At 75.2% G+C, this 13,580-nt stretch carries 9 protein-coding genes and 1 pseudogene; 3 read left to right on the top strand and 7 right to left on the bottom strand.

From position 1 onward, the window contains the following. Positions 1 to 102: 102 nt before the first annotated feature. The 6 genes from ilvD to H7H31_RS18845 all read right to left on the bottom strand — a co-directional run bounded on the left by ilvD (position 103) and on the right by H7H31_RS18845 (position 6,919). On the bottom strand, positions 103 to 1,965 hold the full coding sequence (ilvD, locus tag H7H31_RS18870; RefSeq protein WP_187059837.1) for a dihydroxy-acid dehydratase: 1,863 nt from the start codon (positions 1,963 to 1,965) through the stop codon (positions 103 to 105). A gap of 228 nt (positions 1,966 to 2,193) precedes the next feature. Next, complete coding sequence (locus H7H31_RS18865) at positions 2,194 to 2,838, bottom strand: TetR/AcrR family transcriptional regulator (protein WP_187117976.1); 645 nt, start codon at positions 2,836 to 2,838, stop codon at positions 2,194 to 2,196. Further along, positions 2,835 to 3,680, bottom strand: coding sequence for a sugar phosphate isomerase/epimerase family protein (locus tag H7H31_RS18860; protein WP_187060986.1), 846 nt, complete (start codon positions 3,678 to 3,680; stop codon positions 2,835 to 2,837). The genes H7H31_RS18865 and H7H31_RS18860 overlap by 4 nt, the downstream gene beginning before the upstream one ends. A gap of 247 nt (positions 3,681 to 3,927) precedes the next feature. Further along, entirely contained in the window at positions 3,928 to 4,890 is a 963-nt protein-coding gene (locus tag H7H31_RS18855) for a Ppx/GppA phosphatase family protein (RefSeq protein WP_187060984.1), read from the bottom strand. Between the two features lie 265 nt (positions 4,891 to 5,155). Further along, the gene (locus H7H31_RS18850) at positions 5,156 to 6,190 is read right to left on the bottom strand and encodes a MerR family transcriptional regulator (protein ID WP_187060983.1); all 1,035 of its coding nucleotides are present in this window, start codon (positions 6,188 to 6,190) and stop codon (positions 5,156 to 5,158) included. 3 nt (positions 6,191 to 6,193) lie between these two features. Then, a complete protein-coding gene (locus H7H31_RS18845; RefSeq protein ID WP_187060982.1) occupies positions 6,194 to 6,919 on the bottom strand; it encodes a HEAT repeat domain-containing protein in 726 nt (241 codons plus the stop codon). A 112-nt stretch (positions 6,920 to 7,031) separates the two neighbouring features. Between H7H31_RS18845 and H7H31_RS34070 the strand changes: the two are divergent. Beyond that, positions 7,032 to 7,871: pseudogene (locus H7H31_RS34070) on the top strand (hypothetical protein); the annotation flags it as partial. A gap of 200 nt (positions 7,872 to 8,071) precedes the next feature. Here H7H31_RS34070 and H7H31_RS18840 read toward each other — a convergent pair. Beyond that, on the bottom strand, positions 8,072 to 9,886 hold the full coding sequence (locus tag H7H31_RS18840; protein WP_187060980.1) for a BACON domain-containing protein: 1,815 nt from the start codon (positions 9,884 to 9,886) through the stop codon (positions 8,072 to 8,074). Positions 9,887 to 10,285: 399 nt separating this feature from the next. Between H7H31_RS18840 and radA the strand changes: the two genes are divergently transcribed. Both radA and disA read left to right on the top strand, forming a co-directional pair. Beyond that, complete coding sequence (radA, locus tag H7H31_RS18835; protein ID WP_187059851.1) at positions 10,286 to 11,713, top strand: DNA repair protein RadA; 1,428 nt, start codon at positions 10,286 to 10,288, stop codon at positions 11,711 to 11,713. Between the two features lie 102 nt (positions 11,714 to 11,815). Further along, a complete protein-coding gene (gene disA / locus H7H31_RS18830) occupies positions 11,816 to 12,940 on the top strand; it encodes a DNA integrity scanning diadenylate cyclase DisA (RefSeq protein WP_176162463.1) in 1,125 nt (374 codons plus the stop codon). Positions 12,941 to 13,580: the final 640 nt, after the last annotated feature.

Genomic DNA, 13,580 nt, shown 5'->3' with positions numbered 1-13,580 from the left:
GCGCTGTAGCCGGAGGGGTCCGTACGCACGAAAGAGGCGGCGGCCCGTCGGGCCGCCGCCTCCTCCGTGGTCAGCGCGTCAGCGCGCCGCCGCGCCGCCGCGTCAGCCGCCCAGCAGGCCGACGTCCCGCACCGCGCCCTTGTCCGCGCTGGTGGCCATCGCCGCGTACGCGCGCAGCGCCTGGGAGACCTTGCGTTCGCGGGCGACCGGTCGGTAGCCGCCCAGGCGTTCCAGGAGGGCCGTGCGGCGGGTGGCCAACTCCTCGTCGGAGACCTGGAGTTGGATGGTGCGGCCGGGGATGTCGATGCGGATCAGGTCGCCGTCCTCGACCAGCGCGATGGCACCGCCGGAGGCCGCCTCGGGGGACGCGTGGCCGATCGACAGGCCCGAGGTGCCGCCGGAGAAGCGGCCGTCGGTGACCAGGGCGCAGGTCTTGCCGAGGCCGCGGCCCTTGAGGAACGAGGTCGGGTAGAGCATCTCCTGCATGCCGGGGCCGCCCTTGGGGCCCTCGTAGCGGATGACGACGACGTCGCCCGGCTTGATCGCCTTGTTCAGGATCTTGTCGACGGCCTCCTCCTGCGACTCGCAGACGACGGCCGGGCCCTCGAAGGTCCAGATCGACTCGTCGACGCCGGCGGTCTTCACGACGCAGCCGTCCGGGGCGAGGTTGCCGCGCAGCACGGCGAGGCCGCCGTCGGCCGAGTAGGCGTGCTCGGCGTCGCGGATGCAGCCGTTCGCGGCGTCGGTGTCGAGCGTGTCCCAGCGCTCGGACTGCGAGAACGCCTCGGCGGAGCGCTTGCAGCCGGGCGCCGCGTGCCACAGCTCGATCGCCTCCGCGCTGGCCGAGCCGCCGCGCACGTCCCACGCGTCCAGCCACTCCTTGATGCTCGCGGAGTGGACGGTGTGCACGTCCTCGTTGAGCAGCCCGGCGCGGTACAGCTCGCCGAGGATGGCGGGGATGCCGCCGGCGCGGTGCACGTCCTCCATGTAGTACGTGCCGCCGGGCGCGACGTTCGGGGCGACCTTGGCCAGGCAGGGGACGCGGCGCGAGACGGCGTCGATGTCGCTCAGGTCGTAGTCGGCGCCGGCTTCGAGGGCCGCGGCCAGCAGGTGCAGGATCGTGTTGGTGGAGCCGCCCATGGCGATGTCCAGGGCCATGGCGTTCTCGAACGCGGCGTGGGTGGCGATGTTGCGCGGCAGCACCCGCTCGTCGCCCTCGCCGTAGTAGCGCCGGGTCAGCTCCACGACGGTGGCGCCGGCCCGCTCGTACAGCTCCTTGCGGGCGGTGTGCGTGGCGAGCACCGAGCCGTTGCCGGGCAGGGCCAGGCCGATGGCCTCGGCGAGGCAGTTCATCGAGTTGGCGGTGAACATGCCGGAACACGAGCCGCAGGTGGGGCAGGCGTTCTCCTCGATGCGGAGGATGTCCTCGTCCGAGACGCTCTCGTTGACCGCGTCGCTGATCGCGTTGACCAGGTCGAGCTTGCGGACGGTGCCGTCGACCAGGGTGGCCTGGCCGGCCTCCATCGGGCCGCCGGAGACGAAGATGGTGGGGATGTTCAGGCGCAGCGCCGCCATCAGCATGCCCGGAGTGATCTTGTCGCAGTTGGAGATGCAGATCAGGGCGTCGGCGCAGTGCGCCTCGACCATGTACTCCACCGAGTCGGCGATCAGGTCCCGCGAGGGCAGGCTGTAGAGCATGCCGCCGTGGCCCATGGCGATGCCGTCGTCCACGGCGATCGTGTTGAACTCGCGCGGCACGGCCCCCGCCGCCTGGATCGCGGCGCTCACGATCCGGCCCACGGGCTGGAGGTGGGTGTGGCCCGGCACGAACTCGGTGAAGGAGTTGGCGACCGCGACGATCGGCTTGCCGATGTCCTCGCTCGCTACCCCCGAGGCCCGCATCAGGGCGCGGGCGCCCGCCATGTTGCGGCCGTGGGTGACGGTGCGGGACCTCAGCTCGGGCACGGTGCTCACTCCCTGGTGATGCCTTGGCGCGTACGCCGCTGCGTACGTCGGGGCCTGCGTACGGTGTCGTACGAGCCTACGCCCCGGCTCCAAGATCCGGACGCCTTTCCCGCGATGTGAGACGGGCCGGGCGGTGGTCGGGCGGTGCCGGGCGGCGGTCGGGCGGCGCTCGGGCCGTGGTCGCGGCGGGTGCGACCGGCGGGGCCGGCGCCGCGCGGGGGTGGGCCGTCAGGCGGCGGGGGCGTCGAGCGGGTCGGGGCCGGTGAGCAGGCGCTGCACGCCCGGCGCGACCAGGGCGATCACGTGCTCCGGGTCGGCGTCCGCCAGCGGCCTCATCTTGATCACGTACCGCAGCAGCGCGATGCCCACCAACTGGGCCGCGGCGAGTTCGGCGCGCAGTCGCGGGTCCGGGACACCCAACTGGGCCGCGACCCGCGCGACGAGCCGGCTGGAGACCAGGTCGCGGAAGACGGCCGCCGCCGCCTCGTTGCCCACGGCCGAGCGCACGATCGCCAGCAGCGGCTCGCGGTGCGTCGGGTTCTCCCAGATGCCGAGGAAGAACCGGGCCAGCCGCTCCCCCTGCTCCTCGTGCGAGCCGGCGAGCAGCATGTCGGGGGCGCGCAGCGCGGGCTCGAAGGCCCGCTCGATGGCGGCGGCGAAGACCTGGTCCTTGGTGCCGAAGTAGTGGTGGACCAGGGCCGGATCGACGCCGGCGCCCTTGGCGATGCCGCGGATGGACGCCTTGTCGTAGCCGCGCTCGGCGAACTCGCTGCGCGCCGCCGACAGGATGCGGTCCCGCGCCGCCGGTTCGCCGCCGGCCGCCGCCCGGGCCGGGCGGCCCCGTCGGCGGGGCGCGGCCAGGCCCTCGCTCATGATCCGGTCATCCAGTCGTCGCGGTCCCCCGGCACCCGGTGCGGCCGGGACGGCGATGCCAGGTGCAGCCGGGTGAAGGCCAGCGCCTCGGCGAGGTCGGCCTCGCGCTCGGCGGAGGACATCGCGCGCCGCGTGTTGACCTCGACGACGACGTGGCCGGTGAAGCCGTTGGCGGCCAGCCGCTCCAGCAGCGCGGCGCACGGCTGACTGCCGCGGCCCGGCACCAGGTGCTCGTCCTTGCCGGAGCCCGTCCCGTCGGCGAGGTGGACGTGGGCCAGCCGGTCGCCCATCCGGTCCACCATCTCCAGCGCCTCGGTGCGGGCGGTGGCGGTGTGCGAGAGGTCGACCGTGAAGTGCCGGTAGTCGTCCTTGGTGACGTCCCAGCCGGGCGCGTAGGCGAGCATCTCGCGGTCGCGGTAGCGCCAGGGGTACATGTTCTCGACGGCGAACTGGACGTCGGTCTCGTCGGCCATCCGCCAGATGCCGCTGACGAAGTCCCGGGCGTACGAGCGCTGCCAGCGGAAGGGCGGGTGCACCACCACGGTGGAGGCGCCGAGCCGCTCGGCCGCGGCGCGGGCCCGCTTGAGCTTGACCCACGGGTCGGTGGACCACACGCGCTGGGTGATCAGCAGGCAGGGCGCGTGCACGGCCAGGATCGGCACCTGGTGGTAGTCGGACAGTCTGCGCAGCGCCTCGATGTCCTGGCTGACCGGGTCCGTCCAGACCATCACTTCGACGCCGTCGTATCCCAAACGCGCCGCGATCTCGAAGGCCGCCGCCGTGGACTCCGGGTAGACGGAGGCCGTGGACAGGGCGACCTTCGCATCCGGGATGCGCACCACTGGCTCTGGCTCTGTCACGAGGGACAGCGTACGGCGTGTCGCCGCCCCGGCAGCAGGCTGCCTGGCCGAGGCGGTACGGACCGGGCCCCGGAAATGACCGCACTGGCAGGGGCGCGGGGCCCTGGCCGTACCCGGCCGTACCCGGTCGCACTCGGTCGAACGGGGTCGCACCCGGTCGTACGGCTCCTACGGCCCGTACGGCTCGTACCGGCCCGGCGCGCTCAGGCGGGCGGGGTCGGGCGCGCGCTCAGGCGGGCGGGAGCTGGCCGAGGGCCGGGCGTTCCGCGGGGAGGTGGTCGAGGCGGCGCAGGATCACGCCCTCGCGCAGCGCCCAGGGACAGATCTCCAGCTCGTCGACGTCGAAGAGGTCCATCGCGGCCTCGGCGACCAGCGCCCCGGCCACGAGCTGCCCCGCCCGACCGGCCGAGACCCCGGGCAGTTCGGCGCGCTCGGCCGTCGGCATGCCGGCCAGCCGGGAGACCCAGTCGGCGAGGGCCGCGCGGCTCAGCGCGCGCTGGACGTACAGCCCCTCGGCCGAGCGCGCGGCGCCCGCGAGGCGCGCCAACTGCTTGAACGTCTTGGAGGTGGCCACCACGTGGTCGGGCCGCCCCAGCCGGCTGAAGTCGCCGACGACGTGCGCTATCTGGGCCCGCACGTGCCGCCGCAGGGCCCGCACGTCGTTCGTGTCCGGCGGGTCGCCGGGCAGCCAGCCGGCGGTGAGCCGGCCCGCGCCGAGCGGCAACGAGGCCGCCGCGTCGGGCTCCTCGTCCATGCCGTACGCGATCTCCAGCGAGCCGCCGCCGATGTCGAGCACCAGCAGCCGCCCGGCCGACCAGCCGAACCAGCGGCGCACCGCGAGGAAGGTCAGCCGCGCCTCCTCGTCGCCGGTGAGCACCGCGAGCCGCACGCCGGTCTCGGCCGCGACGCGGGCCAGCACCTCGTCGGCGTTGGTGGCCTCGCGCACCGCGGAGGTCGCGAACGGGAGCACGTTCTCGCAGCCCTTGTCCTCGGCCGCCTGGAGCGCGTCGGCGACCACCCCGATCAGCCGGTCGATGCCGTCGCTGCCGATCGCGCCGTCCGCGTCCAGCAGCTCGGCCAGGCGCAATTCCGCCTTGTGGGAGTGCGCGGGCAGCGGCCGGGCACCGGGGTGCGCGTCCACCACCAGGAGATGCACCGTGTTCGAACCCACATCCAGGACACCGAGTCTCATGGCCAGAACGCTACTGTGCGCTGCCGACGAGGTGCCGGGGGGTCGGTCACGATACGGCTCGGTTGGTCACGGTACGGCGACGCGGGCGGGATTTCGGCGGGGGCCCCGGCCCCCGGACGCGGGCCCGGGACCGACGACCGCCCTGGCTTCAAGCGCGGCCTTGAAGGCCGGAGCCCCCCGGCTTCGAGCGCGGGCCCAGGGGACGCCGACCGCCCCTACTTCGAGCGCGGGCCTCGGGCGCCGCCGACCGCCCCGCAACGGTCGCTCACCGCGCGTCGCGCAGCCGCAGGACGTACGTCGCCGTCAGCGCGACGGCGCGGTCGGCGTCGCGGGACAGCTCGCCGAGGACGCGTGCCGCCGTCGGCCCCGGCACGGCCGCCAGCGCCTGGGTCAGCCGGCCGCGCGCGGGGGCGTCGGTGGCGGCGTCGGCGAGGCGCTCGGCCAGGGCGGTGGCGATCCGCTCCGCCGCCGTGGTGTCGCCGGCCAGAACGCCGAGCACGTCGGCCGCGCCGGTGTCGTCCCGGCCCGCCACGACCAGGTCGACGAGCGCGGGGACCGCGTCGGCCTCGCCCCGCGCGCCGAGCGCGAGCGCCGCGTGCCCGCGGACCACGGCGTCGGGGTGGCCGAGCGCGGCCCGCAGCCTCGCGTCGGCCTCCTCGCCGGGCAGCTCGGCGAGGGCCCGCACGGCGCGCTCGCGCACCGCCGCCACCGGCGAGCCAAGCCCCTCGGCCAACAGCGCCGGGCCGCCGTCGCCGTGACCGTCGCCATCGCCATCGCCGGCGCCGCTGCGGGCCAGCGCCCAGCGCAGGGCCCCGGCCACGTTCGGCTCGCTCTCCCGTAGCACCGCCTCGACCAGGGCCTCCACCGGTACCGGAACCTCGTCGGCCACGGCGAGGGCCGCGCGCTGGCGCGCGCCGGCGCTCTGGGAGCCCAGCGCCTGGAGCAGCGCGACGACCTGGAGGACGTCCTCCCAGTCGGCGGGGCCCGCGGCGTCGATCCGGCGCAGCCGGGTGAGCAGTTCGGTCTCGGCCGCGATGCGCTCGCGCGTCGCGCGGACGAGGTCGCCGACGATCGTCGCGGGCGCGAAGTCGGGGTCGTCGAGCGCGCGGCCGATCTCCCGCAGCGACATCCCGAGCGCCCGCAGGGATTCGACGTGGAAGATGCGCCGGATGTCCGCGTCGGAGTACTCCCGGTAGCCGGCGCCCGTCCGGCCCGAGGGGCGCACCAGGCCGAGCGACTCGTAGTGCCGGAGCATCCGGGCGCTGACCCCCGACCGCCGCGCCACCTCGCCGATCAACACGCCCTAGCCTCCTCCCGGCCCCTCCTCGCCCACCTGTCCCCGCTGGTCCGGCGGTTCCTGCCGGCCCGCGTCGCCGAAGTCGCCGAGGGCCACGACGCGCTTCGCCTCCTCGATCGCGAACGCGAATCCGGCGTCCGGATCGCGCAGCAACCGCTCGGTGGCGAGCGCGTGCGCGCGTACCTCCGCGTCGGCAGCCGCCGACGCGGCCCGCAACGCCGGCACCGCCATCTCGCCCAGTGTGACCAACGCCCGGCTGAGGCTCAGCCGCGTCTCGCGTCCGCCGCGCCCGAGCTGCGTCGCCAGCGCGGCGGCGAGGTCGGGCTCCTCGCCGTCCGGTACGAGCACGACCGCGGCCCGCCAGGCGCTGCGCGCGACCTCGTCGTCGGCGTCGGTCAACAGCGCCCGCGTGAGGGCCGGCCACGCCCGCCGGTCCCCGATCTTGGACAGCGTGTGCAGCGCCTGACTACGTGCCCGGGCGCGCTCCGAGCGGACCTCGCGGACCAGCCTGGGCAGCGTCACGGACGCCGGGTGCCGGGTGAGTGCCCAGGTCAGCGCGTCGCGGACGAAGAACTCGGGCTCGCTCGCGCACCGCTCGACCAGCGCGTCGACACAGCCCGCGTCGGGCGTCGTACCGAGTGCCAGCGCGGCCCGCAGGCGCACCGACGCGCGGTCGTCCACCAACCCCCGCAGCGCCCGCGCCACCTCTGCCGTCGGTCTCCGTGTCGTCATCGAGACCACCTCCTGGGCACGGAGTGAAGACCTTGTCACCGTGGCAAGGTCAAGCGGCGACGGGGGCACCCGGGCGGTCGGGAACGCCCGCCATGGCGCATACGCTGGAGGCGTGCCAAAGACGAAAAAGGCGAAGCTGGACAAAGCGCCAAAGCAGGGGTCGAAGAAGGCCCACAAGACCCCTCCGCAGGGCCCGGCCCCCGTGGACGAGGTGGGCCTCGACTTCCCCCGGGCCTGGGTGGAGTTCCCCGACCCGGCCGACGACGAGCAGGTCTTCCGTACCGACCTGACCTGGCTGACCTCCCGCTGGAGCTGCATCTTCGGCCAGGGGTGCCAGGGCATCCAGGCCGGCCGGGCGGACGACGGCTGTTGCACCCTTGGCGCGCACTTCTCGGACGAGGACGACGAGGCGCGGGTGGCCGAGCACGCCGCGCGGCTCACGCCGGACATCTGGCAGTTCCACGACGTCGGCACGCGCACCGGCTGGGTGCAGAAGGACGACGACGGTGAGCGCCAGACCCGCCGCTACGAGGGCTCGTGCATCTTCCAGAACCGCCCCGGCTTCGCCGGCGGCGCGGGCTGCTCGCTGCACATCCTCGCGCTGCGCGAGGGGCGCGAACCGTTGGAGACCAAGCCGGACGTGTGCTGGCAGCTCCCCATCCGCCGCACCTACGACTGGGTGGACCGGCCCGACGACACCCGGGTGCTGGTCGTGTCGATCGGCGAGTACGACCGCCGGGGCTGGGGCCCGGGCGGCCACGACCTGCACTGGTGGTGCACGTCGGCGACCTCGGCGCACGGCGCGGGCGACCCGGTGTACGTCTCGTACCGCCCCGAGCTGGTCGAGCTGATGGGCAAGGAGGGGTACGCGAAGCTGGTCGAGCTGTGCGAGGCCCGGCTGGCCGCGCAGCTCCCGATGGCCCCGCACCCGGCCGACCCGGCCCCCGCGCCCGCCTCCGGCGCGGGAGGCGGGCCGGGACATCGCCGGCTGACGCCGCGCGCGGGCCGGGCCACCGCCCGACCCGCACCGCGACGCCACCTCGTACGACCCGCGGCCTTCCCGGCACCGCCATGCGCCCCGCCGCCCCGGGGCGCGTGGCACGCCCCGGGGCACGCGCCACGCCCCGGGGCACGGCCACGGCCGCGCTACGCCTACGGGGACGGGCTCGCGGGCTCCGACGGTGCCGGGGCCGGCTCGCTGGGCGTGGGCGTCGGGGTCGGCGTGGGCGTGGGCTCGGGTGGCGTGGGGCTCGGGTCGGGGCCGCTGCCCTGGCCGACGCCCTGGATGGTGACCACCGATCCGGACGGTGCCACCGAGACGTGTGCCGTCCAGGGGCCGGCCGGCTCCAGGCCGTGGTCGACGGACGCGGTGATCGTCAGCGACTCGCCCGGCCGCAGCTCGCCCGCGCTCTGGCTGAGCCGCAGCCACGGCGCGTCGGACGTCGCCGACCAGCTCACCGGGCTGCCGCCGGACGCGCTCAACGTGATCAGCGTCGTGTCCTGGCCCGGCTGGGCCGTCACCGTCAGGTGCCCGGGGGCGGGCGCGGGCAGGTTGGTGCCGGGCTCCGGGCGGTCGGTGCTCGGCGGCGTGGCCGGGCCCCGCGACGGCACGCGGTCGGTGGGGCGCGGGTCGCCGCGCCGCTCCTGCCGCGCCCGCTCCTCGGCGCGGTCCCGGTCGCCGGGCGAGCGCCGGCCCGCGTCGGCGTCGGGCTGGTTGCCCCGCGCGTGCCCCGCCTCCTCGTACGGCTGGCCGCCGAACTCGTCCCGCTCGGTCGCCGAGACCCCGCCGTTGGCCTGGCTCTCGCCGGTCAGCGGGGCGCCACGGTAGGCGGCCCACAGCGCCAGCACCGGGGCGGCCACCACGGTCGCCACCACCGTCGTGGTGACCGCGCGGCTGCGCAGCCGCGCGCGCCGGGCCGCCCGGTCCTTCGGGTCGATCGGGAAGCCGCGCCGGTCGAACCGGGGCCAGGTGGCCGCGGCCCGCGTCGGCCGGCCGCGCAGCGCGCGCTGCATCGCGGCGCACACCGCCGACCGCGGCGCCTCCAGGATCGGCAGCGCGGCCGGCGCCGCGGCCGTGCCCGGCCAGGGCCCGCCGGCCGTGGCGCGTTCGGCGGTCCTGCGGCACTGGCCGCAGTCGTCCACATGGCGGACGAGTTCGCGGCGCAGCGCCGCCGACAGCAGCACCTGCGCGTCGCCCGCGAGCCGCGAGACGGTGGGACAGCGGCCGAGTTCGACCACCGCGAGCGCCGCGCGGGTGCGCTCCACCTCGCAGGCGGCGCTGGCGATCAGCGCCCGGGTGTCGTCCGGGTCGAGCCCGATGACGGCCGCGACCTCGTGCGGCGAGAGCTGGTGGCGCACCGCGAGTTCGAGCGCCTCGCGCTGCTCGGGGGTGGTGCCGGCGGCCTCGGGCCAGGCGAGCGCGGCCAGGTCGCGGCGGCGCTGCGCGGGGGCGGTGGGGGCCTGTACGGAGTGCGCGGCACGGGCCGCCCCGCCGCGCGGCGCGGCCCCGCCCGCCCGCGCTTCGGCGAGCGCGCGCAGACAGGCCCAGCGGGCGAGCGCGTACAGCCACGGGCGGCGCAGCCCGAGGTCGGTGGCGGGGGACCGCTTGGCGTGCCCCGGGGCCCTGGCCCGCCCGGGTGGCACGGAGAGTTCGGGCGCCATGGGGGGTGTCATCGGCGGCGGCACGGTCATCTGGTGCGCCGGGTCCGCGCCGCTGTCCTTGGCCGTGAACCCGGCGGCCCGGCCGCGCTGCCGCCGCCGCTCCGCGACCGCGAGCGCGTCACCGAGAGCGACGGTGGCGGCGTCGTGGTCGCACAGCACGGACAGGCAGTACGTGAACAGGCCGTCGAGGTAGGGCTCGTAACACGCGGGAGGGCGCTCGACGGCGGTACGGGGGGCGCGCGCGCCGCGTCGTTGTGCGCGGTGTGCGCCGGTGGGATGCGTGGGGTGCTCGGGCCTGCTGCTCATCACCTGGCGACGGTAGGGGGATCACACCGGGTCACCCGCCTGCCACGGGGACCTTTAACTCGTACGGGTGACCATCTCCCTCGAAAGGGGACAAGATTCTCGCTTTGCGTCATCCCCGGGGCCCGACCTTGACATATGCGTCTGGCCCGTTCGCTTTCCTTGGCTTTCGTTGGCCCGCCCCCGCCCCAGCCCGGTTCCACCCGCCCGGCCGGCCGGTCGCACGCCGCCGCGCCCCGACCGGAACCGGCGGGCGAGCGTCCGGACGCCTCGCACTCCCGTTCCCCACCCGCCCCCACGTCGGCCTCGCCCCCGTTCCTGGCCATCCCGGCGCCGGCTCGCGCCCCCGCGTCGGCCCCCTCCGGCCGGGGAGTGTCAGACCGCACCGTTACGGTGATGCGCATGGCCACCCGTAGTACGCGCACGCCCGCCAAGGACCGCCCCTTCTACCGCTGTAGCGAGTGCGGCTGGACCACGGTCAAGTGGCTCGGCCGCTGCCCCGAGTGCCAGGCGTGGGGGACGGTCGAGGAGTTCGGCGCGGCCCCCGCGGTGCGCACGACGGCGGCCGGCCGGGTCACCACCGCCGCGCTGCCCATCGGCCAGGTGGACGGCCGGCAGGCGACGGCGCGCGGCACCGGCGTCGACGAGCTGGACCGGGTGCTCGGCGGTGGCCTGGTGCCCGGCGCGGTCGTGCTGCTCGCTGGTGAACCCGGCGTCGGCAAGTCCACGCTGCTGCTCGACGTGGCCGCCAAGGCCGCCTCCGAAACCCACCGCACGCTCTACATCACCGGCGAGGAGTCCGCGAGCCAGGTCAGGCTGCGGGCCGACCGGATCGGCGCGCTCTCCGAGCACCTGTTCCTGGCCGCCGAGACCGACCTGTCCGCCGTCCTCGGCCACCTCGACACGGTCAAGCCCTCGCTGCTGGTCCTGGACTCGGTGCAGACCGTGGCCTCGCCCGAGATCGACGGCGCGCCCGGCGGCATGGCGCAGGTGCGCGAGGTCGCGGGCGCGCTGATCCGCGCGTCCAAGGAGCGCGGCATGGCCACGGTGCTGGTCGGCCACGTCACCAAGGACGGCGGCATCGCGGGCCCCCGGCTGCTGGAGCACCTGGTGGACGTGGTGCTCAGCTTCGAGGGCGACCGACACGCGCGGCTGCGCCTGGTGCGCGGCATCAAGAACCGGTACGGGGCGACGGACGAGGTCGGCTGCTTCGAACTGCACGACGAGGGCATCACGGGCCTGGCCGACCCGTCGGGCCTCTTCCTCACCCGCCGCGCCGAGCCCGTGCCCGGCACCTGTCTGACCGTCACCCTGGAGGGCCGCCGCCCGCTGGTGGCCGAGGTGCAGGCGCTCACCGTCGACACCCAGATCCCCTCGCCCCGGCGCACCACGTCCGGCCTGGAGACCTCGCGCGTCTCCATGATGCTGGCGGTCCTGGAGCAGCGCGGCCGGATCAGCGCGCTCGGCAAGCGCGACATCTACAGCGCCACCGTGGGCGGCGTGCGACTCACCGAGCCCGCCGCCGACCTGGCCATCGCGCTCGCGCTGGCCAGCGCCGCCAGCGATACGCCGCTGCCGAAGAACCTGGTGGCCGTCGGCGAGGTGGGCCTCGCCGGCGAGGTCAGGCGGGTGACGGGGGTGCAGCGAAGGCTCTCCGAGGCGGCCAGGCTGGGCTTCACGCACGCGCTGGTGCCAGGCGACGCGGGGAAGATTCCGCCCGGTATGCGCGTGCTCGAAGTGGCCGACATAGGCGAGGCGCTGCGCGTTCTGCCGAAGCGACCGCGCCGCGAGGCGCCCCAGGCCCCCCGCGAGTCGCCCGAGCGCCGGTAGACTTTGCCCTGGTCTCGCCCGCACGCCCGTACGTACTCAACTCGACGTACATCCGGCAGGGCGGCCTGCGGCACCGACCAGATCTGGCGACGGAGGAGTGCAGTGGCAGCCAACGACCGGGCGACAGCTCCCGGCAGGGCCGGGGGAAGCTCCGGTTCCGATCGTCTGATGCGCGCCTCCCTCAGCGCGGTCGCGCCGGGCACGGCGCTGCGAGACGGCCTGGAGCGCATCCTCCGCGGCAACACGGGCGGACTGATCGTGCTGGGCATGGACAAGACCGTCGAGTCGATGTGCACCGGCGGCTTCGTCCTCGACGTCGAGTTCTCCGCGACCCGACTGCGCGAGCTGTGCAAGTTGGACGGCGCGCTGATCCTCGACAAGGACATCACCAAGATCGTGCGGGCGGGCGTGCAGCTCGTGCCCGACGCGTCCATCCCGACCGAGGAGACCGGCACCCGGCACCGCACGGCACAGCGGGTCTCCATCCAGGCGGGCTTCCCCGTGGTCTCGGTCAGCCAGTCGATGCGGCTGATCGCGCTGTACGTGGACGGCCAGCGCCGGGTCCTGGAGGACTCCGCCGCGATCCTCTCCCGGGCCAACCAGGCGCTGGCCACCCTGGAGCGGTACAAGCTCCGCCTCGACGAGGTCGCGGGCACACTCTCGGCGCTGGAGATCGAGGACCTGGTGACGGTCCGCGACGTCACGGCCGTCGCCCAACGCCTGGAGATGGTCCGCCGGATCGCCACCGAGATCGCCGAGTACGTGGTGGAGCTGGGCACCGACGGACGGTTGCTCTCCCTCCAGTTGGACGAGCTGATCGCCGGCGTCGAGCCGGAGCGCGAGCTGGTCGTGCGGGACTACGTACCGGAACCGACGGCCAAGCGCTCCCGCACGGTCGCCGACGCGCTCGCCGAACTCGACGCGCTCACCCACCCCGAACTCCTCGAACTGCCCATCGTCGCCCGCGCGTTGGGCTACAGCGGCTCCCCCGAGACCCTCGACTCCGCGGTCTCCCCGCGCGGTTACCGCCTGCTGGCCAAGGTGCCCCGGCTGCCCGGCGCCATCATCGAGCGCCTGGTGGAGCACTTCGGCGGCCTCCAGAAGCTGCTGGCCGCCAGCGTGGACGACCTCCAGATGGTCGACGGCGTCGGCGAGGCCCGCGCCCGCTCGGTCCGCGAGGGCCTCTCCCGCCTGGCGGAGTCCTCGATCCTGGAACGGTACGTGTAGCTCGCCGCTGGGCCGCTCGCGCGCTGGGGTAGTGGCCTGACCTGTCGTTCTTTCGGGATGCCCTCGGGGGCTCTTGGTGGGGTTCCCCTGTGGGTCCGGACGGGGGTCTGTGGTGGGGTCCCTTGTGGGCCCGGGCGGGGGTCTGTGGTCCGGTTCCCCTGTGGGCTTTGGCGGGGGCCTGTGATGGGGTTCCGCGGCGGGTCCGGGCAGGGCTCCGTGGCGGGGTGCCCGGGTGTTGGTCTTCTGGCGGTGGGGCGTTGGTGGCTCTCTTCTGGCGTGGGCCGTTTGCCCCTCTGCGGGGGGCTGCGGGGTGTTGTGCTGGCGGCGGTTGCCCGCTGGCCCCGGGGCGTCTCGGGGGCGTGGGGGCTCGGGGATCGTTGGGGTTCAGGGTTCGTGAGGACTCGGGATGCGTGGGGGCTCGGCGTTCGCTGCCGTCGGTGGTGTCGCCGGGCCCTGTTGTCGTGTGACTGATCGCCGTCGTGGCGAGACAGCGGGGCCTGAGTGGTGGGCCCTGCCCTTCCTCCGGCGAAGCCAAGGGACCCTGAGCGGTGGGACCTCTCCCCTTCCGGATGCGGGAGGTGCAGCTCCGGCGACAGGCCCTTCCCTCAGCCTCGGAACGCCGGGGCGGCGAGCGTCGCGG

This window comes from Streptomyces buecherae (genome assembly GCF_014295035.1).
GTDB lineage: Bacteria > Actinomycetota > Actinomycetes > Streptomycetales > Streptomycetaceae > Streptomyces > Streptomyces youssoufiensis.
Note: the sequence above shows the minus strand (reverse complement) of the source record. Positions and strands in the feature narration are given on the sequence as shown.